The sequence below is a fragment of the Streptomyces sp. SLBN-31 genome, assembly GCF_006715395.1.
Lineage (GTDB): Bacteria > Actinomycetota > Actinomycetes > Streptomycetales > Streptomycetaceae > Streptomyces.
In genome coordinates this window covers 218236-244695 of the sequence record NZ_VFNC01000003.1, presented here as the reverse complement: position 1 = coordinate 244695, position 26460 = coordinate 218236, and the positions used below count along the sequence as shown (strand labels likewise).

The window sequence follows — 26460 nt, the reverse complement described above, 5'->3', positions numbered from 1 at the left end:
GAAACCGCGGGAAGGGGCCGGGCGTGGGGAACTTCTTGGCAGGCAAGGTGATCGCCGTGACCGGGGCCGGACGGGGTATCGGGCGGGCCGTCGCGCTGGCCGCCGCCGCCGAGGGGGCGCGGGTGGTCGTCAACGACTACGGCGTCTCGGTCGCGGGCGAGTCGCCCACGAGTGAGGTCGCCGAGGGCGTGGTCAAGGAGATCGAGGCCGCGGGCGGGGAAGCGGTCGCCGTCGCCGACGACGTGTCCACGATGGCCGGCGGACAGCGGATCGTCGACCTGGCGCTGTCCTCGTACGGGCGGCTCGACGGGGTCGTGTGCGTCGCCGGGATCCTGCGGGAGCGGATGCTGTTCAACATGTCCGAGGACGAGTGGGACCCGGTCCTCGCCACGCATCTGAAGGGCACGTTCACGGTCTTCCGGGCGGCATCCGCGGTGATGCGCGCACAGCGGGCGGGGACGCTGATCGGGTTCACCAGCGGCAACCACCAGGGCTCGGTGTCGCAGGCCAACTACAGCGCCGCCAAGGGCGGGATCATCTCGCTCGTCCGCAGCGCGGCGCTGGGCCTGCACAAGTACGGGGTGACCGCCAACGCGGTCGCGCCGGTCGCCCGTACCCGGATGTCGGCCAACGTGCCCATGGAGCTCGCCGAGATCGGGGAGCCGGAGGACGTGGCGGCCCTCGTGGTCTATCTGCTGTCGGACCGCGCGAAGGAGATCACCGGGCAGGTGTACACGATCGCCGGGCCGAAGCTGGCGGTGTGGGCGCAGCCGAGGGAGTTGCGGGCGGCTTACGCCTCCGGCGGGTGGACGCCGGAGACGCTCGCGGAGTTTCTGCCGGGGTCGGTGGGGGTGGATCCGATGCCGATGCTGTTGCAGTTGGAGGCGATGGAGAGGGCGGCGCGGGAGGGGGCTCGGCCGAACGCCCAGTAGCTCGGGGGTTCGGTGTGTGGGCGGGTGCGGGTTGTCCGTGGCTTGTCGCGCCCACGCGGCGGAGCCGCACATCGACACAGCCCCGCGCCCCTGGGGGGGCGAGTCCCCACGGCAACAAGAGCACCCTCCCCTTCCTGTGAGGAGACGTCCGTGGACTTCGGATTCAGTGTCGAGGACGAGGTGTTCCGGGGCGAGGCCCGGGGCTGGCTGCGTGCGCATGTCGGGTCCGATCCGGACCGTCGGGTCTGGGAGCGCACGCTCGGGAAGGCCGGGTGGATCGGGCTCGGGTGGGGTGAGGGCGGGTACGGGAACCGGACCGCCACCCTCACGCAGCAGGTCGCCTGGGCCGAGGAGTACGCGCGGTCGGGGGCGCCGCCCCGGTCCGGGCACATCGGGGAGAACCTGCTCGCCCCCACACTCGTCGCGCACGGCACCGACGAGCAGAAGGCGCGGTTCCTGCCGCCGATCGCCGCCGGGGACGAGCTGTGGTGTCAGGGGTACAGCGAGCCGGACGCGGGGTCCGACCTGGCCGGGGTGCGGACCGCCGCCGTGCGTGAGGGCGAGGGCTACCGGATCTCCGGGCAGAAGATCTGGACGTCGCTGGCGCACGAGGCGGACTGGTGTTTCGTCCTGGCGCGCACGGAGGCCGGCTCGCGCCGGCACCACGGGCTGACCTTCCTGCTCGTCCCGATGGACCAGCCGGGGCGGATCGAGGTGCGGCCGATCCGGCAGATGACCGGCACGAGCGAGTTCAACGAGGTCTTCTTCGACGGGGCGCACGCGCGTGCGGAGCACGTCGTCGGCGCGGAGGGGCAGGGCTGGCGGGTCGCGATGAGCCTGCTCGGTTTCGAGCGGGGGGTGTCCACGCTGGCCCAGCAGATCGGATTCGCCGAGGAGTTGACGCGGGTGGTGCGGACGGCCGTGCGCACCGGCGCCGCCGACGACCCCGTCGTACGGGCCGCGCTCGTGCGGCAGTGGGCCGAGTTGCGTGCCATGCGCTGGAACGCCCTGCGCACCCTGGGCGGCTCCGGTGACGCCGGTGCGCCGAGCGTGTCCAAGCTGCTGTGGGCCGACTGGCACCAGCGGCTGGGGGAGTTGGCGGTACTGGTGCGCGGGGCGGAGGCGTCCGCCGGGCCGCGGGACTGGGCGCCCGAGGCGCCGTACGAGATCGACCGCGACCAGCAGCTGTTCCTGTTCTCCCGGGCCGACACCATCTACGGCGGCTCCGACCAGGTCCAGCGCACGATCATCGCCGAGCGCGTGCTCGGCCTGCCGAGGGAGCCCAAGGGGGTCGTCTGATGCGCGCAGTGGTGTTCGACGGGAAGCGGGTCGAGGTCGTGGACGACCTCGAGGTGCGGGACCCGGGACCGGGCGAGGTGCGGGTGGCGCTGTCGGCGGCCGGGCTGTGCCACAGCGACCTCTCGGTGGTGGACGGGACCATCCCCTTCCCCGTCCCGGTGGTGCTGGGGCACGAGGGGGCGGGGGTGGTGGAGGCCGTCGGCGCCGGGGTCACCCATGTCGCGGCCGGGGACCACGTGGCGCTGTCCACGCTCGCCAACTGCGGCACGTGCGCGGACTGCGACCGGGGGCGGCCGACGATGTGCCGGAAGGCGATCGGGCGGCCGGGGAAGCCCTTCGCGCGGGGCGGGAAGGCGGTGTACCAGTTCGCCTCCAACTCCGCCTTCGCCGAGTCCACGGTGGTGAAGGCCGTGCAGGCGGTGCGCATTCCGAAGGACATCCCGATGCCGTCCGCCGCGCTCATCGGCTGCGGGGTGCTGACCGGGGTGGGCGCCGTACTCAACCGGGCGCGCGTGGACCGCGGGGAGTCCGTCCTTGTCATCGGTACCGGCGGCATCGGGCTGAACGTCCTGCAGGGCGCGCGGATCGCGGGGGCGTCGCGGATCGTCGCGGTCGACGCGAACCCCGCCAAGGAGGCCGTGGCGCGGCAGTTCGGCGCGACCGACTTCCTGACCTCCACGCACGGGGTACGAGAGGTGCTGCCCCACGGCGTCGACCACGCCTTCGAGTGCGTCGGACGAGTCGAACTGGTCCGGCAGGCCGTCGACCTCCTGGACCGCCACGGCCAGGCCGTCCTGCTCGGCACGGCGCCCGCGAAGGCGGAGGCGTCCTTCCTCGTCTCCTCGATGTTCCTGGACAAGTCGATCCTCGGCTGCCGGTACGGCTCCTCCCGGCCGCAGCGCGACATCCCGCTGTACGCCGAGCTCTACCGGCAGGGCCGTCTGATGCTGGACGAGCTGGTGACCGCCACCTATCCGCTGGAGGACTTCGAGAAGGCGGTGGGCGACGCCGAGGCGGGCCGGGTGGCCAGGGCGGTACTGACCTTCTGACCTCGTCAGGCCGATTCCAGGGCGACGGCGGACTCGGGCTCGTGGTCGCCTCCCGTGCTGGTGGCGCGGAAGGTGCGGCGGTAGGCGGTCGGGGTGACTCCGAGCGCCGTCTGCAGGTGCTGGCGCATCGACTGGGCCGTGCCGAAGCCGGCGTCGTGGGCGATCCGGTCCATGGAGAGGCCGGTGGTCTCCAGGAGCTGGCGGGCCCGTTCCACGCGCTGCTGGGTGAGCCACTGGCCGGGGCTGACGCCGACCTCCTCGCGGAAGCGGCGCGTGAAGGTCCGTACCGACATGGACTCCTGCGCGGCCATGTCGCGGAGCTGGATCGGCTCGTGGAGGCGGCCCAGGGCCCAGGCGCGGGCCCCTCGCGTGGTCGCGAGCCGGGGCTCGGGGACCGGCCGCTGGATGTACTGCGCCTGGCCGCCGTCGCGGTGCGGCGGTACGACGGTGCGGCGGGCCACCTCGTTGGCGACGGCCGTGCCGTGGTCGCGGCGCACCATGTGCAGGCACAGGTCGATGCCGGCCGCGACCCCGGCCGAGGTCAGGACGTCGCCGTCGTCGATGAACAGGACGTTCGGGTCGACGTCGACCTGCGGGAAGAGGCGCTGCAACTGGTCGGTCTCCGCCCAGTGCGTGGTCGCGGGCCGGCCGTCGAGATAGCCGGCGGCGGCCAGCACGAAGACGCCGGTGCAGATGGAGGCGAGCCGGGTGCCGGGGCGGATGTGGGCGAGGGCGGCGGCCAGCTCGTCGGTCAGGACGCCCTCCTCGAAGACCGGACCGAGTTCGTACGACGCCGGGACGATCACCGTGTCGGCGGTGGCCAGCAGCTCCGGGCCGTGCTCGACCGCGATCGCGAAGTCGGCGTCGGTGCGCACCGGGCCGGGCGGCCGGACCGAGCAGGTCAGAACCTTGTACAGGTGGCGCCCCTGGGCGTCCCGGGGGCGCCCGAAGATGCGGTGCGGGATGCCCAGCTCGAAGGGGATCAGCCCGTCCATGGCGAGGACCACCACACGGTGCGGGCGGAACTCGGGCTCGACGGGCTCTTTCCAGAGGCTGCTCGTGGCCGTGTCCATGGCCAGATCCTAACGAATGCTGTCCTTCGGGCCAGTGGTCGCGCGGAACCGCGGACCGGATGCTCTATGGCGTGACCCAGACAACCGAACCCGCAGTCGTCGAGGCGGCCGGCGAGCCCCGCGGATCCCGTCGCGTCCACCGCGCCTGGTTCGTCGCCGCCGTCACCTTCGTGACGATCATTGGCGCCGCCGCCTTCCGCTCGCTCCCCGGACTGCTCATCGACCCGCTGCACCAGGACTTCGGCTGGTCGCGCGGCACGATCGGCGCCGCGGTCTCCGTCAACCTCGCGCTGTACGGCCTGACCGCCCCGTTCGCGGCGGCGCTCATGGACCGCTTCGGCATCCGCAAGGTCGTCGCCGTGGCCCTGACCGTGATCGCGCTCGGCTCCGGCCTGACGGTGTGGATGACGGCGGCCTGGCAGCTGATGCTCTGCTGGGGCCTGCTGGTCGGTCTCGGCTCCGGCTCGATGGCCCTCGCCTTCGCGGCGACGGTCACCAACCGCTGGTTCACCGAGCGCCGGGGTCTGGTCACGGGCATCCTCACCGCCGCCTCCGCCTCCGGCCAGCTGATCTTCCTCCCGCTGCTGTCCTGGATCGTGGAGAAGCACGACTGGCGTCCGGCGGCCGTCACGGTGGCCCTGGCCGCGCTCGCCGTCGTCCCCTTCGTCTGGCTGCTGCTGCGCGACCACCCGGCGGACGTGGGTCTGAAGCCGTACGGCGCCGTGGAGTTCGTACCGAAGCCCGAGCCCGCGGTCGGAGCCGCCCGTCGCGCGGTCACGGTCCTGGTGAAGGCCTCCCGCACCGGGACCTTCTGGCTGCTGGCCGGCACCTTCGCGATCTGCGGCGCCTCCACCAACGGCCTGGTCCAGACCCACTTCGTGCCCGCGGCCCACGACCACGGCATGCCCGTCCAGGCGGCGGCCTCGCTGCTCGCGGTGATCGGCGTCTTCGACGTGGTCGGCACGATCGCCTCCGGCTGGTTCACCGACCGCTTCGAACCGCGCCGGCTGCTCGCCGTCTACTACGCCCTGCGCGGCGTCTCCCTGCTGTTCCTGCCGATGCTGCTGGCGCCGAGCGTCCATCCGCCGATGCTGTTCTTCATCATCTTCTACGGCCTGGACTGGGTCGCCACCGTCCCGCCGACCGTGGCGCTGTGCCGGGAGCAGTACGGCGACGACAGTGCGATCGTCTTCGGCTGGGTCCTCGCCTCCCACCAGGTCGGCGCGGCGCTGATCGCCGTCCTCGGCGGTGTGGCGCGTGACGTGTTCGGCTCGTACGACATGGTCTGGTACGCGTCGGGCGCGCTGTGCGCGGCGGCGGCACTGATGGCGCTGGTGATCCGCCGCAGGCCACTGCCGGTCACCGCGCCGACCGGCGCGACGGCCTAGCGGAAGCGGCCCAAGGCCTATGGTCTGTCGTTTGGATCAGGTCGGCTGCAGGGGACGGCGCGTTGCGGCCGAGCCGAGCGGGATCGTGGGGGAGCGTGCAGCTGCAAGGCGGAGGAGGGAGTCGACGCGATGGGGGGTCCCCCCACTCGAGCGAAGCCGAGAGTGAGGGAGTCGGCGAGTGACGACAACGCGGCTGGGGGTGCCCCCTCTGGGGGAGGGCGCACCAGGGCCCGCGACGCCGAGCCGATCCAAACGACGGCCCTAGCGGAAGCGGCCCCTGTGGAAGAGCAGGGGCTCCGCCTCCGCTGCGTCCGTGCCCAGCGCCTCCACCCGCCCCACCACGATGAGGTGGTCACCTCCGGTGTGCACCGCGTGGACCGTGCAGTCGATCCAGGCGAGCGCACCGGCCAGGCGCGGAGAGCCGGAGGCCGGGGCCGCGTCGTACGCGACCCCCGAGAACTTGTCCGCGCCGCTCACCGCGAAGCTCCGGCACAACTCGCCCTGCCCGGCGCTCAGGACGTTGACGCAGAAGACGCCCGCGCGGGCGATGCGCGGCCAGGTCGTCGACGTACGGCCGACCATGAAGGCGATCAGGGGCGGCTCGAGGGAGAGGGAGGAGAAGGACTGGCAGGCGAAGCCGGCGGGGGTGTCCTCGCCGGGTCCGGCGGGCGCGGTGACGATGGTGACGCCCGTCGCGAAGCTGCCGAGGACGCGGCGGAACTCGGCCGGATCGACCGGCGCCCGCTCGTCCTCGCCGACGCAGCGCAGCTCAGGGCGCGGCAGCGCCTCCACGGGGGCCGGGGTTCCCGACCTCAGGTACCGGACGGCGGCCGCGGCCGCTCCTGCGTGTCCCATCACCCCTCCATTGAAGCTGACGGTTCGTCAGATGGGAAGGTCAGCGGCCCCGGTACTCCGGGCTTCTGCGCTCCACGAAGCTCCGCACGCCCTCCTGGGCGTCCGCCGTCGTCATGTTGATCTCCTGGGCGGCGGCCTCGGCGGCGAAGGCGGCCGCCCGGTCGCCGTCGAGGGAGGCGTTGACGAGCTGCTTGGTCAGGGCGAGGGCCCGGGTGGGGCCGACGGCGAGGCGGGCCGCCCAGTCACGGGCCGTCTTGTCCAACTCGGCGTCGGGTACGACCCGGTTGACCAGGCCGATGCGCTGGGCGTCGGCGGCCGGGAGCGCGTCGCCGAAGAACATCAGTTCCTTCGCGCGATGCGGGCCGATCAGACGGGGGAGGAGATAGGCGCCCCCGCCGTCCGGCACGAGCCCGCGGCGCACGAACACCTCGATGAACTTCGCCGACTCGGCGGCCAGTACGAGATCGCAGGCGAGGGCGAGATGCGCGCCGAGGCCCGCCGCCGTGCCGTTCACCGCCGCGATCACCGGCTTCTCGCAGTCCAGGACGGCGGCGATCAGGCGCTGCGCGCCGGTGCGGATCACGCGCGCCACATCGCCGGCGACCCGCTCCCCGCCCGCCGTCCCGCCCCGCAGGTCGGCTCCCGCGCAGAACCCGCGGCCGGTCCCGGTGACGACGACGGCCCGCACCTCCGGGTCGGCCGAGGCGTCCGCCAACAGGTCGATGAGCAGGTCGCGTTGGTCGGGAGTGAGCGCGTTGAGGGCCTCGGGCCGGTTCAGGGTGAGGTGGGCGACCCCGGCGTCGAGGGTGTGCAGCACCCCGGTCACCGGCACACCGCCAGCGCGTCCAGCGCCACCGCGCCCTGTCCCCTGGGCAGCACCATCAGGGGGTTGATGTCGAGCTCCGCGAGTTCGTCCCCGAGCTCCAGCGCCATGCGCTGCACCCGCAGGACGACCTCGACGAGCGCGTCCAGGTCGGCCGGCGGACGCCCCCGCACCCCGTCGAGCAGGGCCCGCCCGCGCAGGTCGCCGAGCATGTCCCGGGCCTGCTCCTCCCCGAAGGGCGGCACACGTACGGCCACGTCGTGCAGCACCTCGACCAGCACCCCGCCGAGGCCCACGGTCACGGTCGGCCCGAAGAGCTCGTCGTGGGTGACGCCGACGACCATCTCCACGCCCTTCTCGACCATCTGGCAGACCAGCACGCCGTCGAGCGCGATGCCCTCGTGGCGGGCGATGTCGGTCAACTCCCGGTAGGCGTCCCGGACCTGGCTCGCGGAGGTGAGCCCGACCTTCACCAGCCCCAGCTCGGTCTTGTGCGCGATCTGCGCTCCGGAGGCCTTCATCACCACCGGGTAGCCCACCAGGCCGGCCGCGCGTACGGCGGCCGCAGCGCTGGTCACCAGCTGCTCGCGCGGCACCCGGATCCCGTACGCCCGCAGCAGTTGCTTGGCGGCGTGCTCGCTCAGCTGCTGACCCGGGCGCATCAGCGCCTGCGCCTTGCGGAAGGACGGCGAGGGGGTGCGCGGGGCCTCGTCGAAGGGGGAGCGGTAGCGGGCGGTGAAGCGGTGGTGGTCGAGGTGGGCGCGGACGGCGGTGACGCAGTTCGCCGCGGTGCGGAAGGTGGCCACCCGGGAGGAGCCGAGCAGCACCTCCCGGTAGGCGGGCTCGGTGCCGACCGGTGAACCCCACACCACGCAGACCAGCTTGTCCGTCCGCTCCGCCGCGTCCACCAGGTCCTTGACGAGCCGGTCGCTCAGGGGCGGGAACGGGCCGGTGATCGGGCAGATGAGCACGCCCACCGCCGGGTCGTCGAGGATCGCGTCGATGATCTTCCGGCCGCGTTCGTCGCCGACCGGATGGCCGCCGTTGTCCACGGGGTTGGCAACGCTCAGGTACTCGGGTATCCACTGGTGCAGCTCGGCCTGCTTCGCCTCGGACAGCACCGGCAGCCGCAGCCCCGCCTCGGTGGCGAGGTCGGCGAAGTGGGCGCCCGTGCCGCCCGAGATGGAGTAGACGACGACCCCGTCGGCCACCGGCGGCCTGGCGCGGGCCAGCAAGGCGGCGGTGTCCTGGAGTTCGTCGAGGCCGTCCACCCGGATCACGCCGAACTGCCGCAGCGCCGCGTCCACCACGGTGTCCGCGCCGGTCAGCTTTCCGGTGTGGGAGGCGGCCGTGCGCGCGCCGGTCTCGGTGCGCCCCACCTTCACGGCGACGACCGGCACCTTGCGGCGGGCGGCCCGGTCGGCGGCGAGCAGGAAGGACCGGCCGTCCTTGAGGCCCTCGATGTAGCAGGCGATGGCGCCGACCTCGGGCCGCTCGGCGAAGTAGGAGAGGAAGTCGGCCGTCTCCAGGTCCGCCTCGTTGCCGGTGGGCGCCCAGTGGGAGAGGCGGATGCCGAGCTCCTGGAGGGCGAAGACCGGGCGGCCCTGGTGGCCGGACTGGGTGATCAGGGCGATGGCCGGACCGTCGAGGTCGTCGCGGAACCGTTCGAAGGCGTTGAGGTTGGTGTTGGGGCCCAGCAGGCGCATGCCGGAGCGGGCCACGGTGGCGGCGAGACGCTCCTGCGCGGCCGCGCCCGCCGCGCCGGTCTCGGCGAACCCGGAGGCGAAGACGACCGCGAACTTCGCCTTGGCCTCGGCCAGTTCGTCGAGCACCGGCAGGGGGTCGGCGACCAGCAGGACGGCCAGGTCGACCTGTTCGGGCAGGTCGGCGACGGACGGGGAGCAGGGGATGCCGAAGACGGACGGCCGGCTGGGGTGGACGGGGTGCAGTCGCGCCCCGACCCGCTCGGCCCAGGCGACCAGCTGCCGGGTGATGCCGGTGTTGGGCCGCCCCTCGGCGTCCGAGGCGCCGACGACGGCCACGGACTCGGGCCGGAAGAACCGGTCCAGATCGGGGACCTCGGCATGGAGGGGGCGGCCGCTGACGTCGAGGTCGTCGACGTCGGCCGGCCGGCCGTGGACGGCGGGTCCGGGTTGCTCGCCGCAGGCGATGACCCGGGCCCGGCGGGAGTCGGTGGTGAGGGTGCCGTGGGTTGATCCAAGCATCGGTCCGCCCGCTCCTGTGTGACAGCCAATAACTGACGTAGTGTCAGATTAGGTGAACTGACGCAGTGTCAGGAACCGCTGTGCACGCAAAGTTGGTGAAGCCGCAACCGGATCAACCCCAGGACCCGGCGGATCACAGAGCGGCGAGCACCTCCTTCGCCGCCCGCTCGCCCGACCGCACCGCGCCGTCCATGAAGCCGGTCCAGTACGTGGAGGTCTCGGTGCCCGCCCAGTGGATGCCGCCGGCCGGCTTGCGCAGGGCCGCGCCGTACTCGGTGAGGACGCCGGGCGGGGCGTAGGCGACCGGACCGCCGCGCGAGAAGCCCTCGTTGTCCCAGCGCTGCAGGACGAAGGAGGTCGGCGACTTGGCCTTGTCGCCGAAGTAGGTGACGTAGTCCTTCAGGACGGCCGCCTTCACCTCGTCGACGGAGGAGGCGTCGTAGACGCGCATCTCGTCGGCCTCGATGAAGCCCATCAGAGCGCCGTAGGAGGCGTCGGGCGGGGAGTTGTCGAAGGTGGAGCGGACCACGCCGGAGTCGCTGACGACCTGGCCGTTGAGGCCGTCGGCGCGCCAGAACGGGGTGTCGTAGACCGCGATGGCCTTGCCGATCGAGCCCATCGGCATCCGCTGGCTCAGCTGGTCGCGGGCGGCCGGCAGCAGCGGGTCGAAGACGATCCGGCCGGTCAGCGGCAGCGGCACGGCGACGACGACCTTCTTCGCCGTCACGGTGATGCCGTCCGCGGTCACCACGTACGTGCCGCCGGACCGCACCACCGACCGCACCGGCGCGCTGAGCACCACCCGGTCGCCGAGCGCGGCGGCCAGCTTGATAGGCACCTGCTGGGAGCCGCCCACGAAGCGGGACTCCTGGGCGCCGTTCGCGGTGTCGGTGAGGCGTTCCAGGGTGCCGGGGTTGGACTCGTTGCCGGCGGCCGCTATGTAGAACAGGACGTAGAGCAGGGAGAGTTCACGCGGCTGGGCCGAGAAGATCGAGGTGCAGGCCACGTCGAGGAGGAACTTCGCCGACGGCACGATCGCGTTGGCGTTCAGCCAGCTCTCGAAGGTCTGCTTGTCCCATTCGGCGGCCTTGGCCGCCGTCCACGGCGCGTCGACGGGCACCGTCTTGGCCATGTCGTCCAGCTTGGCCTGCACGATCGCGGCGTTGGCGAGGCCGGCCGCGTCGACGGGCGGCACCGAGCCGAGGAGGCCGTCGGTGGCGTACGGGGTGCGGGTGCCGTCCTTGTAGAGCAGGTTCTTGCCGGTGTTGTACGTCGTGAAGGTGGCCACGCCCAGCGAGTCGGCGAGCGCCTTGATGCGGTCCTGGGTGGGGCCGATGAACTCGCCGCCGCCCTCGGTGACCCCGCCGTTGGCGAGGGAGAGGTTGACGACCCGGCCGCCGACGCGGTCCCGGGCCTCCAGGACGGCCACCGTCCTTCCGCCGGCCACCAGGTTCCGGGCCGCCGTCAGGCCGGCGATGCCGCCGCCGATCACGGCGACGTCCACGTCCCGGGCGGATGCCGCCGTGGCGGTTCCGGCGCTGGTGCTGGTGAGGGCCACGGCGCCCGCCGCCGCGGCGGCGCCGCCGAGCAGGGAACGCCGGGAGAACTGTCTTTCGCGTGCCACGTGCGTCCTCCGAGTGGAGAGAGTGTGGAGCCAGAAAGTGAGCGGTGTTCACATTCTGGCCCGGTAGGGCGGCACACTTCAACGCTCCCGTCACATCTGGCACGTGGGTAAGGAGAGTGTTGAGGAAGGGAGTTGAGGGTTTCCGGGGCCTGCGAGGCGTCGGGCCCCAGGTCAGCCGGGCAGCCGGGAGAGGGTGTGCCCGCCGTTCCGCACCACGGCCTTCGCGATCTTCTCGGCGTCCGTCGCCACCTCGCGGAGGGTGCCGCTGAGGGGGGTGGTGAAGCCGGTGAAGTGCAGGCCGGGCGCGTCCTGCGGGGCGCGGGCGCCGTGCGCGAGGGGTCTGCCCCGGTCGTCCAGCACACCGAGGTGACCGACGAGGCCCTCCAGCGCGCGGACGTATCCGGTGGCGGCGACGACCGCATCCGGGGAGATGCGGGTGCCGTCGGCGAGGACGACCTTGCCGGACTCGAAGCCGTCGACGGCGGCCACCACCTCGACGCGGCCCTTGCGCACGGCATCGATGAGACCGACGTCCTGGACCGGGATGGCGCCGTCCTTCGCACGGCTGTAGAGGCCGGTGTCCGGGCGGGGCAGGCCCTGCGCGGACAGGTCCGGCACGCTGAGCCTCGCCAGCGGCCGCGCCAGCCGGTCGACGAGCCCGACCGGCAGCCGCCGTACGAGCACCCCGGTGTACTGGGCAGCCCAGCCGGCCGTCGAGCGCCGGACGATGTGCGGGGCCGTGCGCACCGACAGCCGCACCCGCGAGGCGCCGCCCTTCACCAGGTCCACGGCGATCTCGGCGCCGGTGTTGCCGGCGCCGACGACGAGGACGTCACGGCCGGCGTAGGGCTCGGGGTTGCGGTAGTCGGAGGCGTGCGCGAAGTCGCCGGTGTAGTCCTCCAGGCCGGCCCAGTCGGGCACGTACGGGGTGTGGTTGTAGCCGGTGGCGACGACCACGGCCGCCCCGGTCAGCTCCCGGCCGCCGGTGGCGTGCAGCAGCCAGCCGGTGCCGTCGGGGGAGCGCTCCACGCGCGAGACCTCGACGCCGGTGACGATCTCCAGCTCGTGCACCTCGGCGTACTTCTCCAGGTAGCGCACCACGTCGTCCCGGGCCGCCCAGCGCCCGAACCGGCGCGGTATCGGCAGCCCCGGCAGGGCCGACAGCCGCCGGGTGGTGTGCAGGTGCAGCCGGTCGTAGTGCCGCCGCCAGGAGTCTCCCACCCGGTCCGACTTCTCCAGCACGACGGCGCGTATGCCCCGGGCCCGCAGCGCGTACGCGACGGAGAGCCCCGCCGGACCGCCGCCGACGATGTAGACGGGACGGTCCGAGGGGCTCGGGGACGGTGTGGAGTCGGCCATGAGCGCGAGCGTAATCACGCACCAGCTTGATGGGTCTCGGTCAAGACCGGAATTGGTTGCGGATTGATCACGCCTGTAGGAGGAGTGGGTGGGGCTTGTGACGTAGAACACCTGGTTGTGGTCGTACGGGGGAGCCCCGCCCGGGTGGTCCCGTGCCGGGCTACTTCCGCGCGCCCTTGAAGCCCGTCACCTTGGCGATCCAGGCGATGAAGTCGCCCGGGTCGGTGTTCGCGCCGTGGCCCTGGTCCCAGTAGTAGAGGTGGTCGACGTCGTCGCCCAGCCCGGCCGCGGCGGCCGCGAGGTTGGCGGAGATGACGTGCGAGGTGTCGGTGTCGTTGGTGCCGAGGCGGATCCACCAGTGCTTGGAGCGGCGGCCGTTGACCTTGTCCACCAGGTGGTACATCGGGTTCATCAGGTGCAGCTTCTCGGGGATGTCGGCGGCGACCCGCTTGGTGCTGAGCCCGGTGGTGTCGTTCTTCGCGCCGTAGGCGGTGAAGTGACGGTTCTGCGTGGTGCCCGCGCCGAACTCGTTGTTCTCGCCGGCCGACAGGTCGAAGGCGTCGAAGGCGGGCGCGGTCTTCTTCCGGGCGCCGACGTGGGTGAGGTAGTCGTCCCAGGTGAAGGTTGCCTTGCCGGCGGAGAAGGTGATGAAGGTGTTCTTCGCCAGGTACGTCTCGCGCTCGGAGTCCGACAGGCCGGCGAGGTACCTGGTCGCCGACGGCCGCATGTACTGCTCGAGCAGGTACTCGTCGTAGTTGCGGGCGGTCAGCGCGCCGAAGCGGTTCAGGCCGCGCAGCTTCAGAGACGCCTGGTACTCGGCGAACTGCGCGGCGAGGTCCTTCGACACGCTCTGGTCGACGACCTTGCCGGTGGACTGGGTGGCGTTGGCGCCCCAGTTCCACTCGTAGGCGCCGTCGGCGTGCTCCAGGTCGGTGATGGGGCACCAGGCGCCGGTCGCGAAGATCGCGTCGGAGGCGTCGGCCGCCCCGAGCTCCCTCAGGTACCCGTCGTAGATCGGGCTGTCGCCCGAGGCGCCGAGCAGCGCCGACAGCGCGCCGCCCGCACTCGTGCCGGCCGACACGATGCGGTCCACGTCGCCCGGGATGCGCCCCTTGTTGTACCTGACGTACCGCACGGCCGCCTTGAGGTCGACGATCGCGGCGGGGGCGGTGCCGTAGTACTCGCCGGCGGAGTTCTTCAGGGTGCGGCCGCGCGCGCCGGGCTCGACGACGACGTAGCCGGCGGCCAGGGCGAGGAGCTGGTTGGAGGCGGTGGCGCCGCCGGTGGCGTTGTTGTTGCCGTTCGCGCCCGGGGCCGAGGCGCTGCCGCTGGGGACACCGCCGGGAGCGCCGCCGCTCATGCCGCCGGCGCCGACACCCGTCGCGTCCGCCACGGAGGACGGCATGTAGCCGCCGACGGAGTTCGCGAACAGAATCGGCGCGGCGCTCGCGTCGACCGCCTTGCCGTCGATCTCCACCGGGACGCTGACGTTCAGGGACTGGTAGGTCTCGTCCACCGGCTTGGCGACATAGGTGATCGCCTTCCAGAAGTGGTACGTCACCGCGTGCTCGTCGCCGTCGGTGTCGGTGACCGTCGTCGTCAGCTTCTCGTAGCCGTCCGGGTCGAAGACCAGCGAGCCGGAGGAGGACGCGAACGACGAGGAGCCGGTGGAGGCCTGGGCGCCGAGGGCGATGCCGCCGACCGCGGCGACGCCCGCCGTGGCGCCGATGCCCATCACGACGGTCCTGCGCTTGACTGCCCTGTGCTTCACGGTTTCGTCTCCCTCGGTAGGCGGGTTGCGTCTGTGAAGCTAGCGAGAGTGCAGACAAAATTGCCAACAATCCGAGGGGATTCATGGCGACCCCACAGCTTCACGGGCAACGCACGGGCGGCTTCCGGGATCGCTGTATCTGACGTACCGTCAGATGTCATGGACTCGATCTGGCTCACGGGCGCGCAGTGGCTGGCCGTGCTGCGCATAGGACTCGGGCTGTGGTGGCTGGAGAGCTGGCGGCACAAGGACCGCAAGGCCTGGTTCGAGCGCGGGACCGGGATCAGGTGGGCGGCCGACATCGCGGCCAAGCACCGCTGGAACGCCGTACGTTCCGGCTTCGAGGTCATGGTGGCGCCCCGGCCGCGCGCGATGGCGTACGTCGTCGTCTACGCGGAACTGGCACTCGGCCTCGGCCTCGTCGCCGGGTTCCTGACACCGGTCGCCCTGGTCGGGGGCCTGCTGCTGAACGTCCTCTACTTCACCCTCATGGTCCACGAGGTCGCCGAGCAGGGGCAGAACTCGATGATGGCGCTGATGTCACTGGTCGGCCTGTTCGGGATGTCGTGGCAGACCTGGTCGCTCGACAGCGCGCTGGGACTGTTCTGATGGGCTCCGCCCGCCACGACCTCCCCGAGGCCGACGCCTTCACCCGCGCCTACTGGGACGCGGCCGCCGAGGGCCGGCTGCTCATCCGCCGGTGCGGGGCCTGCGGGCGGGCGCACCACTACCCGCGGGAGTTCTGCCCGTACTGCTGGAGCGAGGACGTGGTCTGGGAGCGGGCGAGCGGGCGGGCCGCGCTCTACACCTGGTCGGTCGTGCACCGCAACGACCTGCCGCCCTTCGGGGAGCGCACGCCGTACGTCGCCGCCGTGGTCGACCTCGCGGAGGGGCCGCGGATGATGACCGAGGTCGTGGGGTGCGCGGAGCCGGCCGCCGGCCTGGAGCTCGAGGTGGCGTTCCGGGAGGGAGTGCCGGTGTTCCGGCCGCGCGGACCCGGCACAGCGGCTTGAATGGGGCGATGCCCCGCGTCGACGAACAGCACACCCTCTCGCCCTTCCCCGTCCTGCACGGGCACGGCCTGCGCCTGCGGCCGTGGGACGCCCGCAGCGAGACCGACGTCGCGAACTGGCTGCGCGGCCTGACCGACCCGGACTTCCGGCGCTGGAACACCCCGCTCAGGCCGGTCACCGACCTGGAGTCGGCCCATGAGTCGCTGAGCGCGAAGACACTGAGCGCGGCGGAGGGCACCGGGGTCTCCTACTGCGTGACCGACTCCGCGAGCGGCACCGTCCTCGGTCATATCGGCCTCAACCTCATCAACCACGCGCTGAGCAACGCCCGCGTCGGCTACTGGGTGCTGCCCGAGGCGCGCGGGCGCGGGGTCGCCACCCGCGCCCTGGCCGTGGCGTCCCGCTGGGCGTTCACCGAACTCGGCCTGCACCGGCTGGAACTCGACCACGCCCTCGGCCACGAGGCCTCCTGCCGGATCGCCGAGCGGTGCGGTTTCCGGTACGAGGGGACGCTGCGCGGAGCGATGTTCGAGGCGGGCCGGCAGGACGCGTTCCGTGACATGCACCTGCACGGCCGCCTGGCGACGGACGCGGAGCCGGAAGAGCTGTAATTCGGAGGCGCCGGGCGCCGGGTCCGGGCGACCATGGGGCATGCGGCCCGATGACTGGTACTCCCTCGACGACCTGGACGCCTTCCTCACGCGCGCCGGGGCCTTCCTCCGCTCCCGCCCCGCCCTGCACACCGTCCCGCTGACGGTGACCGAGGGCCTGCGCACCCGCGGAGCGGCCCACTACGGCGGCGAGGCCCCGTACTTCGGTGTGCTGGAGAGGGACGGCACCGTCCGTGCCGCCTACTTCTGCACCCCTCCCTACGAGCTGTACGTGACCGCCCTCGCTCCCGAGGAGACGGACGCCCTGGCCGTCCATCTGGCGGGCCTCGGACGACCGTTGGCCGGGGTCAACGGCGAGGCCGCCACCGCCCGCGCGCTCGCCGAGGCCTGGCAGCGGCACACGGGCGGGACCGCGGCGGAGCGCGAACGCCACCGGCTGTACCGGCTGGGCACGCTGACGGAACCGGGACCCGTGCCGAAGGGCCGGCCACGGGTGGCCCAGGAGGCCGACCGGCGGCAACTGGAGCGCTGGCACGAGGAGTTCACGCAGGCCGTCGGCGCCCATGCGACGGTGCCCGCGGACCGGTGTGCCGACGCCCGCCTCTCCTACGGCGGGGTCACCTTCTGGGAGGACACCGACGGCACCCCCCTGTCCATGGCCGGGGTGACGCCGCCGGTCGCCGGCCAGATCCGCGTGGCACCCGTCTACACCCCGGCCCACCTGCGCGGCCGCGGATACGCGGGGGCGGTCACGGCCGAGGTCAGCCGGGCCGCGCTGGCGGCGGGCGCGCAGGAGGTGCTGCTGTTCACGGACCTCGCCAACCCGACCAGCAACGCCCTCTATCAGCGCATCGGCTACCGCCCGGTGGCCGACTTCACGGTCTACGGCTTCACCGGGACCTGAGCGCTCACGGCCACAGCAGCTCCTTCACCCAACGGCCCTCCTGGAGGCGGTAGTTCAGCCGCACGTGCCGGCGCCGTTCGTCGCCCTGGAAGAACTCCGCCTCCTGCAGACGCAGTCGGTACAGGGTCCAGGACGGCACGGGCGCGCCGGGCTCCTGCCGGGCCCGCTCCCAGGCCGCCTCGGAGGCCCGCGCCAACTCCTCCACCGACCCCAGGACCTCGCTCTGGCGGCCGGTGAGGGCCGCGGCGAGGGCGCCGGTGGAGCGGGCGTGCAGATCGCCCTGGGACTCGGCCGAGGGCGCGGCGGTGACCGGGCCGCGGAGGCGGACCTGGCGGCCCAGGCGCGGCCAGTAGAAGCAGAGGGCGGCGTACGGCCGCGCCCGGAGCTGCCTGCCCTTGTGGCTGCTCGCATGCGTCGCGAACGTCCAGCCGTCCGCGTCCGCGCCGTGCAGCATCACGATCCGTACGTCCGCCTCGCCGTCCTCGCCGGAGGTGGCCAGGGACATCGTGTGCGGCTCCGGCTGACCGTCCGCCACCGCCTCGGCGAACCAGGCGGTGAACAGGGGCAGGGGCTCGTCGGGCGCGCCGGCCGGGTCGAACGGGCGGAGGTCGGTGACCTCCGGGTCCCACACCCGGAGCGACCGCAGCAGTTCGTGGAGATCCTCGCTCATGCGCCGAGTATCGCCTCGCCGGCCCGCACCGAACGATTCACCCGCCACCTCCGCCCGCGGCACACGAACCCCCTCCGGCCACCGGACCAGGGCGGTGGGCAGTGCTGCTCGCCGTCGCCCGGGCCCCTCACCGGCGGTGACCGGGTACGGCCCGACATCCCGCGGCGGCGGCCTGCCCCGCCTGCGCGCGGGCGATTGTTCCGGCGCGGCACCGTCTCGACCGGCGCCCCACGACTGGACACCTCCCCCGGGGATGCCGCCCGCCCCGGCCGGGGCTCTCGGCTTCCGACCACGACCGGCACCCCGCTCGGATCGCCGTCTCGGACGACTGCCACCGCGGCCGCCCCGCCGGCCAACTCCGCACGGCGGTAGGTTGGCCGGGAAGGCGCGCGCGGAGGAAGGCGGGACGAGGGTGAGGACTCGCTGGGGCGGCGCGCTCGTCGCCGGTCTGCTTCTCGCGTCCCTCACGTCCTGCGTCTCCGGCCCCGACCCGAGCCCCGGCCCCTCCCTCACCGCTCCCGGGACCTTCCACCTGCGCCCCGTCGGCGACACCTCGGGCCCGCACGACAAGCTCCCCTTCCACCTCTCCGCCACCGACGGGACCGGCGGCCGGGAGCGTGAGGGCCGGACCCTCACCGCCGACGTGCTGCCCGGCTCGGAGAAGGCCGTCGCCCTGCGCAGGAGCGGGAACTGCCGGGGCGGCCCCACCCATGTGACCTGCGAGGTGGGTGCCGAGTACGACAACTGGAGCGACAGCCCCCGCGTCTCCCCGGTGGCCGCCAAGGGCAGCAGGCCGGGGGACACCGGAGTCGTCCGGTTCACGTACACCACGGCCAAGGGCAGGAAGCTCACCGCGCGCACCCGCGCCGTCGTGGGCGAACCGGTCCTCGAAGCCCTCACCCGCGCCTTCCTCACGGACGTCCGCCCGGGGGCCGAGCTGACCGAGCCGGTCGTGATCCGCAACACGGGCGAGGTGCCCGTGGAGGGCGTCGGTCTCGAACTCGGCGCAGGCGAGATGGAGTTCGCCGAGAAGTACGCCAACTGCCGCTACCCGGAGCCCTACCACGACCACATCGCGGTCTGTGAGTTCCCCGGCCTGCGAATCGACCCCGGCCGGACCGTCGTCCTGCGGCCCGCCGTGCGACTGCGCGCCTCGAAGACCCACATGTACACCTCGTTCCGCCACGACGTGTGGGCCCTGGCCCTGGGCCGCCACTACGGCACCACCCCCAAGGGCGGCGACCGCGGCGACGGCCCCACCCTGGCGGCCGAGCCCGGGACGGCTCCCAGCGGGCCCTGGGTCAAGGGCGGCGGCTTCACCTACGTCGCCCTGGACACCCACGCCGACTACGCGGTCGAGGACGTCGCCCTGCACGGCGCCCCCGGCACCAGACGCACCTTCCGGCTGACCGTCCGCAACGACGGCCCCGGGGACGCGGGCGCCGTCGCCCGCCTGGTCTTCGAGCCGCCGCCCGGCACGACCATGGTGAAGCAGCCCATGGAGGAGTACGACGACGGCGTGTACCAGCCCTACTGCGACTCCGCCGACTTCACCTACACCTGTGACGTCGGCCCGCTGAAGCCCGGCGGTACGCGCACCTTCGAGTTCACCGCCCTGCTGGGCGAGCCGGGCACCGGCCGGCTGCTCCTGCGGGACGGCAAGCCGAGCGCCGCGTGGGACCGGGGCAGGCGGGACGACGATCCGGCCGACGACCTGGCCGTGATCACCGTCGGCGAGTGACCGCCGGGTTTCAGTCCCGCCCCAGCACCACCGTCCCCGACGAGCAGAACCAGCCGCCCGTCCCCGAGGCCACCCCGAGCCGCGGCACCTGCCCGTCCCGTCCGCGCACCTGACGCGCCCCGGCCTCCCCGCGCAGCTGCCGTACCGCCTCCACGAGCAGGAACAGCCCCCGCATCCCCGGGTGCTGCGCCGACAGTCCGCCCCCGTCCGTGTTCACCGGCAGCTCCCCGCCCTCCACCCGCAGGCGGCCCTTCTCCACGAACGCCCCGCCCTCCCCCTTCCCGCAGAACCCGAGATCCTCGAGGGTCACCAGGGTCATGTAGGTGAAGGCGTCGTAGATCTGCGCGAAGTCCATCTCGTCGGGCCGCACGCCCGCCCGCTCGAACGCCAGCCGCCCGCTCACCGCCGCCGGTGACACAGTGAAGTCCGTCCACTCCGACATCGCCGCGTGGCTGACGTGCTCCCCGGTGCCGAGCACCCGGACGGGGGTGGTACGGCAGTCCCGTACGTACTCCTCGGCCGCCAGCAGCACCGCCGCCCCGCCGTCGGAGCGGATGCAGCAGTGCAGCTTGGTGAACGGGTCGGCGATCATCGGGCCGGACAGGACCTCGTCCACCGTGACCGGCTCGCGGAACATGGCGTCGGGATTCAGGGCCGCGTTCGCCCTCGCCTGCACGGCCACCTCCGCCAACTGCTCGATCGTCGTGCCGTGTTCGATCATGTGGCGGCGGGCGGCCATGGCGTACTTGGCGATGAGCGTGTGGCCGTAGGGGACCTCGAACTGCAGCGGGCCGCGCGCGCCGAAGGAGAGGTTCCCGGTGCGCCGGCCGGCCCTGATGTCCGCGCGGGCCGTGGAGCCGTACACGAGCAGCACGGCGTTCGCGTGCCCGGCCGCGATCGCGTCCGCCGCGTGCGCCGCCATCACCTCCCACGTCGAACCGCCGACCGCCGTGGAGTCGACCCAGGTGGGGCGCAGGCCCAGGTACTCGGCCACCTCGACCGGCGGCAGCGTGCCGAGGCCGGCCGACGCGAAGCCGTCGACGTGCCGGCGCTGCAGTCCCGCGTCCGCGAGGGCGCGGCGGGCCGCCTGGGCGTGCAGGGCGTACGGCGTCGCGTCGTCCACGCGCCCGCAGTCGGACAGGGCGACGCCGACCACGGCCACCCCGCGGCTCCCGCGTGTCATGAGAGGTCTCCTCCCCCTGGGCATCTCGTTCCCACCCCCCTAATATGACGGACCGTCAGATCCGGAGGGAAGAGCCATGGACGCGAGCTTCACCGCCGAACAGGACGAGATCCGCCGCACCCTGCGCGAACTGCTCCGCAAACGCTGCGGCCCCGAGGCGCTGCGCGCCGCCCTGGACACCCCGGACGGCCACGACCCGGCCCTGTGGCCCCTCCTCGCCGGCCGGCTCGGCCTGCCCGGCCTGGCCCTCCCGGAGGCGTACGACGGGGTCGGCTGCTCGACGGCCGAGCTCGCCCTGGCCGCCGAGGAGACCGGCCGGGTCCTCGCGCCCACCCCGCTCCTGGCGACCTGCGCCCTGGCCGCGCCCCTGGTCCTCGCCCTCGGCACCGAGTCCCAGCGCGCCGCCCTGCTGCCCCGCCTCGCCGCCGGCGCCCTGACCGCCGCCCTAGCCGTCCCCGGCACTTCCCTCGCCACCGCGCTCGCGCTGACCGGCGACAACGGCGGCGAGTGGGCCGGCGGCGGGCGGGCCGGGGGAGTGCAGGCCAGGCGGGCGGGGGAGCGGTGGCTGCTGTACGGGCAGGTCGAGCAGGTGCTGGACGGGCACAGTGCGGGGCTGCTGCTGGTCGCCGCCCACACCGGCGGCTACGCCCGGTCACGGACCCTCCTGTTCCTCGTACGGGGGAACGCGGACGGCCTCGTGCGCGTACGGCAGACCGCGCTCGACGTCACCCGGCCGCAGGCCCGCCTGGAACTGCGCGACGTGGAGGGTGAGCTGCTCGGCGAGGACGGCGCGGACGTCCTGGGCGCCCTCGCGACCGTGGGCGACGCCGCCGCCGCCGTGCTGGCCTGCGAGGCCGTCGGGGCCGCCGACCGGGCGCTGGAGCGGACCGTGGAGTACGTCGGGCAGCGGGAGCAGTTCGGGCGGGCGATCGGCTCCTTCCAGGCGGTCAAGCACCGGCTGGCCGACGTCTACGTCGGGGTGCAGGCGGCGAGGTCGGCGGCCTACTACGCGGCCTGGGCCACCGCCGGCCGCGAGCCCGTGGGCGGGCTGGCGCTCGCGCAGGCGCTGGAGGCCCTGCGCCGGGCCGCCGCGGAGGGCATCCAGCTGCACGGCGGCATCGGTTTCACCTGGGAGCACGAGGCGCACCTGTACTTCAAGCGGGCCGCCGGTGACGAACTGCTGTTCGGGCCGGTGCACCGGCTGCGGGCGCACGCGGCCGACGCCGCGCGACTCTTCGAGGACCGGGAGGTGGCGGTGTGATCGGCGAACGTGTGGTGCAGCGGATCTCGTCGACGAGGGGCTTCGCCAAGGTGGCCCCGCATGTCGTGCCGGCGCTGGACCGCGCCGTGCACCGGATGACCCGCGGCAGGGTGATCCTCAGCGCCCAGCTGCTGCCCGGCGTCATCCTGACCTCGACCGGCGCGAAGAGCGGGCTGCCCCGCCGCACGCCCCTGGCGTGCATGCCCGAGGACGACGGCCGGAGCTGGATCCTCGTCGGCTCCAATTTCGGCCGCACCGACCACCCCGCCTGGACCCACAACCTCCTCGCCCACCCGGACGCGGAGATCAGCTTCAAGGGCGAGGACGTCCCGGTGCGCGCCCGGCTGCTGACGGGCGGGGAACGGGCGGACGTGTGGAAGCGGCTGCTCGTCTTCTGGCCTCCGTACGCGACCTACCAGGAGCGCGTGGAGCGGGAGATCAGGGTCTTCCGGATCGGCCGGCGATAGCGGCAGGCGGCGGCTCACCGGGTGAACCGCCGCCTGCCAGACAGGACTTGAACCCAATCGCGGACCTATTTGGTCGGCTTCTTGCCCGTCACGCCCAGGTACACCAAGAGCGCCAGGTTCGGCTTCAGTTCGGCCTGCTTCACACCCCAGGTCTGGAAGCCCTTCTGGTGCGAGGCGACGGCCGCGAGCATCGCGACCAGCGAACCGGCGACCGCGGCCGGGTTCACGTCCTTGTCGACCTTGCCCTTGGACTGCAGCTCGGCGACCGAGTCCGCGAGGGAGTTGTTCACCGAGTTGAGGATCTTCATGCGGATCTTGTAGAACCGCTTGTCGCCCTCGGCCGCGCCGAGGTCGACGACGCGCAGGATCGCGTCGTTCTTGCGCCAGAACTCCAGGAAGCCGTCCACGAGTTCCTGCGCGGTCTGCCAGCCGGCCTTGCCGACCCAGGAGCGGCCCTCCAGCAGCGCCGTCAACTGGCCGCCTTCGGTGGCCATTTGCTCGGCGATCTCCAGGACGGCGCCCTCGACGTCCGGGAAGTACTGGTAGAAGGTCGCGGGTGAAGTCCCCGCCTTCCGGGCGACATCGATGACTTTGACGTCCCGGTAGGGGGAGGAGCTGAGCATCTCGCTGAGGCAGTCGAGCAGCTTCTGCCGGGTCGCCTGCCCACGCCGGCCGGCCACACGGCCGTCGACGGTACGCACTTGTCCTGTCATGCCGTCAGCTTACCGAGGGGTGATCGGAGCGCGATTCGGCCGACTGCAAATGGGGTGCACGGGGGTGTGGAGGCAGGTGTGCCTGGTCCTGCGGGGTGCGTGAGACGCCGTTAGTTTGGCGGTATGGCCGAAAACAGGGCATCCGCGTACGGAGAGGGCGTCCCCTGCTGGGTGGACGCGCAGCTTCCCGACGTCGAGGCGGGCAAGCGGTTCTACGGTGAGCTCTTCGGGTGGACCTTCGAGGAACAGCGCTACGGCGGCTCGGTGTGGGCGCACCAGCGGGGTGAGCCGGTGGCCGCGCTCGCCCGCAAGGCGGACGGGCGGCTGCCCACCGTCTGGACGGTGTATTTCTGCACGCCGGACGTGGAGGCGCTGGCCGACCGGGTCTGGGCGGCCGGTGGCCAGGTCGTGACCGCGCCCGTCCCGGTGGGCGACCTGGGCACGACCGCGCTGGTCACCGACCCCGAGGGCGCCGTCTTCGGCCTCTGGGAGCCGGGCGGCCACCCCGGCTTCGGCAGGCGGCACGAGCCGGGCACCTTCGCCTGGGCCGAGCTGTACGCCCGCGACACCGAGGCCGCCAACACCTTCTACGGTGAGCTCTTCCACGACGCCCTGTTCGGGCCGGACGCCGAGCCGGACTTCGGGCGGGCGGCCGTCTCCGAGGTCTTCCCGGCCGAGATGCCGCCGCACTTCCTCGTCCACTTCGCGGTCGAGGACTGCGAAGAGGTCCTCGGCACCGTTGGCCGGCTCGGCGGCCGTGTCCAGGCACCACCATTCGAGACGTCGTACGGAAGGGTGGCGGTCGTCACCGACAATCAAGGGGCCTCGTTCGCCGTACTGGAGCGACCCGAGCGCTGAGCCGAGCCGGGAATCGTGCTGTTTTGGGGTGAGACACCCCGATTCACGCCCGGGTTCGCCACAGGTGCCCGGGCCAGGAAGAATCGGGGTGCGTGCCGCCATGGCGGTGCGGTGGTGAGACGCTGCACTTCGGTCGCGTAATCATGTGACTGGCGCGGCTCGTACGGGGAGGTGGCAGGCAGAGTGGTGGATCAGCTGACGCAGCACGATCCGCGGCGGATCGGGCCGTTCGAGGTGCTGGGACGGCTGGGAGCCGGCGGCATGGGGCTGGTCTATCTCGCGCGCTCGGCGTCGGGCCGGCGCGTGGCGATCAAGACGGTCCGGACCGAGCTCGCCGAGGACCAGCTCTTCCGCGTGCGCTTCACGCGAGAGGTGGAGGCGGCCCGGGCGGTCTCCGGCTTCTACACGGCCGCGGTCGTCGACGCCGACCCGCGTGCTGCCGTGCCCTGGCTGGCCACCGCGTACGTCCCCGCGCCCTCGCTCGAGGAGATAGTGAACGAGTGCGGGCCGCTCCCGGCCCAGGCGGTGCGCTGGCTCGCCGCCGGCGTGGCCGAGGCGCTGCAGTCCATCCACGGCGCCGGGCTGGTCCACCGTGACCTCAAGCCATCGAACGTCCTGGTGGTCGAGGACGGCCCCCGGGTGATCGACTTCGGTATCGCCTCCGGTGTCTCGAACACCCGTCTGACCATGACGAACGTCGCCGTCGGCACCCCCGCCTACATGTCCCCGGAGCAGGCCAAGGACTCGCGCAGCGTGACCGGCGCGAGCGACGTCTTCTCGCTCGGCTCGATGCTGGTCTTCGCCGCCACCGGCCACCCGCCCTTCCACGGCGCCAACCCGGTCGAGACGGTCTTCATGCTGCTGCGCGAGGGCCCTGACCTGGAGGGCCTGCCGGACGAGCTGCGCCCGCTCATCGAGTCCTGCATGCAGATGGAGGCCACGGCCCGCCCCAACCCGGCCGACCTTCAGGCCCAGCTCGCCCCGCACCTGTTCGGCTCCGGCTCCGACGACAGCGGTACGGCCTCGGCGTGGCTGCCCGACAAGGCCGTCGCCCTGATCGAGGCGCGGGGCCGCGGTGGCCGCCCGGCGCCGCAGGGCCCCGGCCGCCGTCAAGGCGCCCCCGCCCCCATCCCGCCGCCGCCCTCGCACGACCCGGCGCCTGTCCCCGTCGGCGCCCCCGACACCGGCCCGGTCCGGCTGGCCGGTGCCCAGGTGCCCATCGGTCCCGGCCCGCGGGTCGCCGACGTCCGCTCGGCCGCCGTCAAGGCACCCCCGCCGGAGGCCGCCCTGGCCGCTTCCTGGTCCAAGGCCCGCCCGGGCGTCAACGGCACCGACCCCGCCGTGGGCCCCGCCGTGCCGGCGCCCGCGGTCCCGGAGACCGCGGCCGGCTGGCGCCCCTGGCGGTTCCGCATGTCCAACGACGTCTGGGGCACCCCGTCGGTCTCCGGCGACCTCGTCTACGTCACCTCCTTCGAGGTGCACGCCCTGGACGTGGCCACCGGGCGGCGCCGCTTCAAGACCCGGGACGTCGCCTGGTCGATGGCGGTCGCGGACGGCCGTATCCACGCCTCCGACGGGCCCACGCTGTTCGCCCTGGACTGCCGGGAGGGCGCCGACCTGTGGCGGCTGTCCACGGACGCCTGGGTGTACTCCCTGCACGCCGACCGCGGCACGGTCGTCACCGGCACGCGCGGCGGCGGCGTCCAGGCCTGGGAGGCCTCGAACGGGCAGAAGCTGTGGGAGCTCACCGGCGCCCAGACCGACTTCGAGTCGCCGGAGGCCGGGCCCGCCGTCCACGAGGGCACGGTCTACGTCTGGCAGGACGCCCGGCTGCGCGCCCTGGACGCCCGCACGGGCGACGAGCGCTGGTCCTACCCGATCGGCGACGCGGCCTCCTGCGGCGGCGTCCCGGTCCGGGTGACGCCCGCGCCCGACGGCTACGCGTACGTCTCCGCCGGCACCCGCGTGGTGGCCCTCGACATCGCGAACGGCCACGTCAAGTGGCACTTCGAGGCCCCGGCGGTCTTCCTCTCCCCGCCCGCCTTCGCGCCCGGCCCGGCGGTCACCGGCGGTGGCATCTACCTCGCCGACTACCTCGGCACGGTCTACGCCCTCGACGCCGCCGACGGCCGCGACCGCTGGCGCATCGCCACCGAGTCCCGCTCCTCGATCGACCCGGTCCTGGTGGCGGCGGGCCACGTCCACGTCGGCAGCGGCAAGGGCCTCTACACCCTGGACGCGGTCACGGGCACGCCCAAGTGGCGCTTCCAGGCGGGCGGCGACATCGTCGGCGCCCCGGCCGTCGCGGAGGGCCGTATCCACTTCGGCTCCACCGACCACCTGCTGTACACGCTGAAGGCCGACGACGGCCGGCTGCGCTGGAAGCTGGCGACCGGCGGCGAGATCACCGGCTCGCCCGTGGTCCGCGACGGGGTCGTGTACGCGTGCAGCAAGGACCGGTGCGTGTACGCGCTGGACGCGGAGAAGGGCACGGGAACCGCGCGCACCGCGTGAGACGTCGGTGATGGCCGTCGTGCCGGCTGACGGAAGGGTGTGGACGGCGGCCGTCCCCCCGACGCTACGCCCGGTGCACGACGACCGCCATGCGTTGCGGTGGTGCCGCGAGTGGGACGGTGACGCC

23 protein-coding genes are annotated in these 26460 nt (G+C 73.1%); 13 read left to right on the top strand and 10 right to left on the bottom strand.

Annotated features, from left to right (window positions below):
- Window positions 1-23 precede the first annotated feature (23 nt).
- The 3 genes from FBY22_RS38595 to FBY22_RS38585 all read left to right on the top strand — a co-directional run bounded on the left by FBY22_RS38595 (window position 24) and on the right by FBY22_RS38585 (window position 3280).
- A complete protein-coding gene (locus FBY22_RS38595) occupies window positions 24-932 on the top strand; it encodes an SDR family oxidoreductase (protein ID WP_142152859.1) in 909 nt (302 codons plus the stop codon).
- Between the two features lie 150 nt (window positions 933-1082).
- Window positions 1083-2231 (top strand): acyl-CoA dehydrogenase family protein, encoded by a 1149-nt coding sequence (locus FBY22_RS38590; RefSeq protein ID WP_142152857.1) that lies wholly within the window; start codon window positions 1083-1085, stop codon window positions 2229-2231.
- A complete protein-coding gene (locus FBY22_RS38585) occupies window positions 2231-3280 on the top strand; it encodes a Zn-dependent alcohol dehydrogenase (protein WP_142152855.1) in 1050 nt (349 codons plus the stop codon). Before FBY22_RS38590 ends, FBY22_RS38585 begins: the two co-directional genes overlap by 1 nt.
- Window positions 3281-3285: 5 nt before the next feature.
- On the opposite strand, the gene FBY22_RS38580 is transcribed toward FBY22_RS38585, so the two are convergent.
- Window positions 3286-4353 carry a GlxA family transcriptional regulator gene (locus FBY22_RS38580; RefSeq protein WP_142152854.1) on the bottom strand — a complete coding sequence of 356 codons (1068 nt, stop codon included), beginning with the start codon at window positions 4351-4353 and terminating at the stop codon, window positions 3286-3288.
- A gap of 71 nt (window positions 4354-4424) precedes the next feature.
- Here FBY22_RS38580 and FBY22_RS38575 point away from each other — a divergent pair, with 71 nt between their 5' ends.
- Window positions 4425-5741 carry an MFS transporter gene (locus FBY22_RS38575; RefSeq protein ID WP_399212663.1) on the top strand — a complete coding sequence of 439 codons (1317 nt, stop codon included), beginning with the start codon at window positions 4425-4427 and terminating at the stop codon, window positions 5739-5741.
- Window positions 5742-6002: 261 nt separating this feature from the next.
- Here the strand turns inward: FBY22_RS38575 and FBY22_RS38570 are convergent, their stop codons facing one another.
- The 6 genes from FBY22_RS38570 to FBY22_RS38545 all read right to left on the bottom strand — a co-directional run bounded on the left by FBY22_RS38570 (window position 6003) and on the right by FBY22_RS38545 (window position 14362).
- On the bottom strand, window positions 6003-6596 hold the full coding sequence (locus FBY22_RS38570) for a flavin reductase family protein (RefSeq protein ID WP_142152849.1): 594 nt from the start codon (window positions 6594-6596) through the stop codon (window positions 6003-6005).
- A 40-nt stretch (window positions 6597-6636) separates the two neighbouring features.
- Window positions 6637-7428, bottom strand: coding sequence for an enoyl-CoA hydratase/isomerase family protein (locus tag FBY22_RS38565; RefSeq protein WP_142152847.1), 792 nt, complete (start codon window positions 7426-7428; stop codon window positions 6637-6639).
- Entirely contained in the window at window positions 7419-9644 is a 2226-nt protein-coding gene (locus tag FBY22_RS38560; RefSeq protein WP_142152845.1) for an acetate--CoA ligase family protein, read from the bottom strand. The genes FBY22_RS38565 and FBY22_RS38560 overlap by 10 nt, the downstream gene beginning before the upstream one ends.
- Window positions 9645-9777: 133 nt before the next feature.
- Complete coding sequence (locus FBY22_RS38555) at window positions 9778-11268, bottom strand: FAD-dependent oxidoreductase (RefSeq protein ID WP_142152843.1); 1491 nt, start codon at window positions 11266-11268, stop codon at window positions 9778-9780.
- 171 nt (window positions 11269-11439) lie between these two features.
- Complete coding sequence (locus tag FBY22_RS38550; RefSeq protein ID WP_142152841.1) at window positions 11440-12627, bottom strand: NAD(P)/FAD-dependent oxidoreductase; 1188 nt, start codon at window positions 12625-12627, stop codon at window positions 11440-11442.
- A gap of 160 nt (window positions 12628-12787) precedes the next feature.
- On the bottom strand, window positions 12788-14362 hold the full coding sequence (locus FBY22_RS38545; protein WP_142154572.1) for a subtype B tannase: 1575 nt from the start codon (window positions 14360-14362) through the stop codon (window positions 12788-12790).
- A 195-nt stretch (window positions 14363-14557) separates the two neighbouring features.
- Between FBY22_RS38545 and FBY22_RS38540 the strand changes: the two genes are divergently transcribed.
- Genes FBY22_RS38540 through FBY22_RS38525 form a run of 4 tightly spaced genes read left to right on the top strand, consistent with a single transcriptional unit; the run spans window position 14558 to window position 16926 of the window.
- A complete protein-coding gene (locus tag FBY22_RS38540; protein WP_142152839.1) occupies window positions 14558-15007 on the top strand; it encodes a DoxX family protein in 450 nt (149 codons plus the stop codon).
- Complete coding sequence (locus tag FBY22_RS38535) at window positions 15007-15411, top strand: Zn-ribbon domain-containing OB-fold protein (RefSeq protein ID WP_142152837.1); 405 nt, start codon at window positions 15007-15009, stop codon at window positions 15409-15411. Before FBY22_RS38540 ends, FBY22_RS38535 begins: the two co-directional genes overlap by 1 nt.
- A gap of 8 nt (window positions 15412-15419) precedes the next feature.
- The gene (locus FBY22_RS38530) at window positions 15420-16022 is read left to right on the top strand and encodes a GNAT family N-acetyltransferase (RefSeq protein ID WP_142152835.1); all 603 of its coding nucleotides are present in this window, start codon (window positions 15420-15422) and stop codon (window positions 16020-16022) included.
- A gap of 40 nt (window positions 16023-16062) precedes the next feature.
- Window positions 16063-16926 carry a GNAT family N-acetyltransferase gene (locus FBY22_RS38525; RefSeq protein WP_142152833.1) on the top strand — a complete coding sequence of 288 codons (864 nt, stop codon included), beginning with the start codon at window positions 16063-16065 and terminating at the stop codon, window positions 16924-16926.
- Window positions 16927-16930: 4 nt separating this feature from the next.
- Here the strand turns inward: FBY22_RS38525 and FBY22_RS38520 are convergent, their stop codons facing one another.
- Window positions 16931-17596 carry a pyridoxal 5'-phosphate synthase gene (locus FBY22_RS38520; RefSeq protein ID WP_142152831.1) on the bottom strand — a complete coding sequence of 222 codons (666 nt, stop codon included), beginning with the start codon at window positions 17594-17596 and terminating at the stop codon, window positions 16931-16933.
- 412 nt (window positions 17597-18008) lie between these two features.
- Between FBY22_RS38520 and FBY22_RS38515 the strand changes: the two genes are divergently transcribed.
- Complete coding sequence (locus tag FBY22_RS38515; RefSeq protein ID WP_142152830.1) at window positions 18009-19337, top strand: hypothetical protein; 1329 nt, start codon at window positions 18009-18011, stop codon at window positions 19335-19337.
- Window positions 19338-19347: 10 nt separating this feature from the next.
- Here FBY22_RS38515 and FBY22_RS38510 read toward each other — a convergent pair whose 3' ends face one another.
- Window positions 19348-20520 (bottom strand): thiolase C-terminal domain-containing protein, encoded by a 1173-nt coding sequence (locus tag FBY22_RS38510; protein WP_142152828.1) that lies wholly within the window; start codon window positions 20518-20520, stop codon window positions 19348-19350.
- Window positions 20521-20596: 76 nt separating this feature from the next.
- Here FBY22_RS38510 and FBY22_RS38505 point away from each other — a divergent pair, with 76 nt between their 5' ends.
- Complete coding sequence (locus tag FBY22_RS38505) at window positions 20597-21781, top strand: acyl-CoA dehydrogenase family protein (protein WP_142152826.1); 1185 nt, start codon at window positions 20597-20599, stop codon at window positions 21779-21781.
- Window positions 21778-22248, top strand: coding sequence for a nitroreductase family deazaflavin-dependent oxidoreductase (locus FBY22_RS38500; RefSeq protein ID WP_142152823.1), 471 nt, complete (start codon window positions 21778-21780; stop codon window positions 22246-22248). Before FBY22_RS38505 ends, FBY22_RS38500 begins: the two co-directional genes overlap by 4 nt.
- A gap of 65 nt (window positions 22249-22313) precedes the next feature.
- On the opposite strand, the gene FBY22_RS38495 is transcribed toward FBY22_RS38500, so the two are convergent.
- Window positions 22314-22949, bottom strand: coding sequence for a TetR family transcriptional regulator (locus tag FBY22_RS38495; protein ID WP_142154570.1), 636 nt, complete (start codon window positions 22947-22949; stop codon window positions 22314-22316).
- Window positions 22950-23084: 135 nt separating this feature from the next.
- Here FBY22_RS38495 and FBY22_RS38490 point away from each other — a divergent pair, with 135 nt between their 5' ends.
- Together FBY22_RS38490 and FBY22_RS38485 are read left to right on the top strand one after the other, a co-directional pair.
- Complete coding sequence (locus FBY22_RS38490; protein ID WP_142152821.1) at window positions 23085-23819, top strand: VOC family protein; 735 nt, start codon at window positions 23085-23087, stop codon at window positions 23817-23819.
- 183 nt (window positions 23820-24002) lie between these two features.
- On the top strand, window positions 24003-26333 hold the full coding sequence (locus FBY22_RS38485; RefSeq protein WP_142152819.1) for a PQQ-binding-like beta-propeller repeat protein: 2331 nt from the start codon (window positions 24003-24005) through the stop codon (window positions 26331-26333).
- Window positions 26334-26460 lie beyond the last annotated feature (127 nt).

Coding starts and splice junctions, on each gene's coding strand:
- FBY22_RS38525 (WP_142152833.1), top strand. CDS start 16,063: ATGCGGCCCGATGACTGGTACTCCCTCGACGACCTGGACGCCTTCCTC.
- FBY22_RS38585 (WP_142152855.1), top strand. CDS start 2,231: ATGCGCGCAGTGGTGTTCGACGGGAAGCGGGTCGAGGTCGTGGACGAC.
- FBY22_RS38505 (WP_142152826.1), top strand. CDS start 20,597: ATGGACGCGAGCTTCACCGCCGAACAGGACGAGATCCGCCGCACCCTG.
- FBY22_RS38490 (WP_142152821.1), top strand. CDS start 23,085: ATGGCCGAAAACAGGGCATCCGCGTACGGAGAGGGCGTCCCCTGCTGG.
- FBY22_RS38535 (WP_142152837.1), top strand. CDS start 15,007: ATGGGCTCCGCCCGCCACGACCTCCCCGAGGCCGACGCCTTCACCCGC.
- FBY22_RS38540 (WP_142152839.1), top strand. CDS start 14,558: ATGGACTCGATCTGGCTCACGGGCGCGCAGTGGCTGGCCGTGCTGCGC.
- FBY22_RS38510 (WP_142152828.1), bottom strand. CDS start 20,520: ATGACACGCGGGAGCCGCGGGGTGGCCGTGGTCGGCGTCGCCCTGTCC.
- FBY22_RS38560 (WP_142152845.1), bottom strand. CDS start 9,644: ATGCTTGGATCAACCCACGGCACCCTCACCACCGACTCCCGCCGGGCC.
- FBY22_RS38550 (WP_142152841.1), bottom strand. CDS start 12,627: ATGGCCGACTCCACACCGTCCCCGAGCCCCTCGGACCGTCCCGTCTAC.
- FBY22_RS38530 (WP_142152835.1), top strand. CDS start 15,420: ATGCCCCGCGTCGACGAACAGCACACCCTCTCGCCCTTCCCCGTCCTG.
- FBY22_RS38570 (WP_142152849.1), bottom strand. CDS start 6,596: ATGGGACACGCAGGAGCGGCCGCGGCCGCCGTCCGGTACCTGAGGTCG.
- FBY22_RS38580 (WP_142152854.1), bottom strand. CDS start 4,353: ATGGACACGGCCACGAGCAGCCTCTGGAAAGAGCCCGTCGAGCCCGAG.
- FBY22_RS38520 (WP_142152831.1), bottom strand. CDS start 17,596: ATGAGCGAGGATCTCCACGAACTGCTGCGGTCGCTCCGGGTGTGGGAC.
- FBY22_RS38545 (WP_142154572.1), bottom strand. CDS start 14,362: ATGGGCATCGGCGCCACGGCGGGCGTCGCCGCGGTCGGCGGCATCGCC.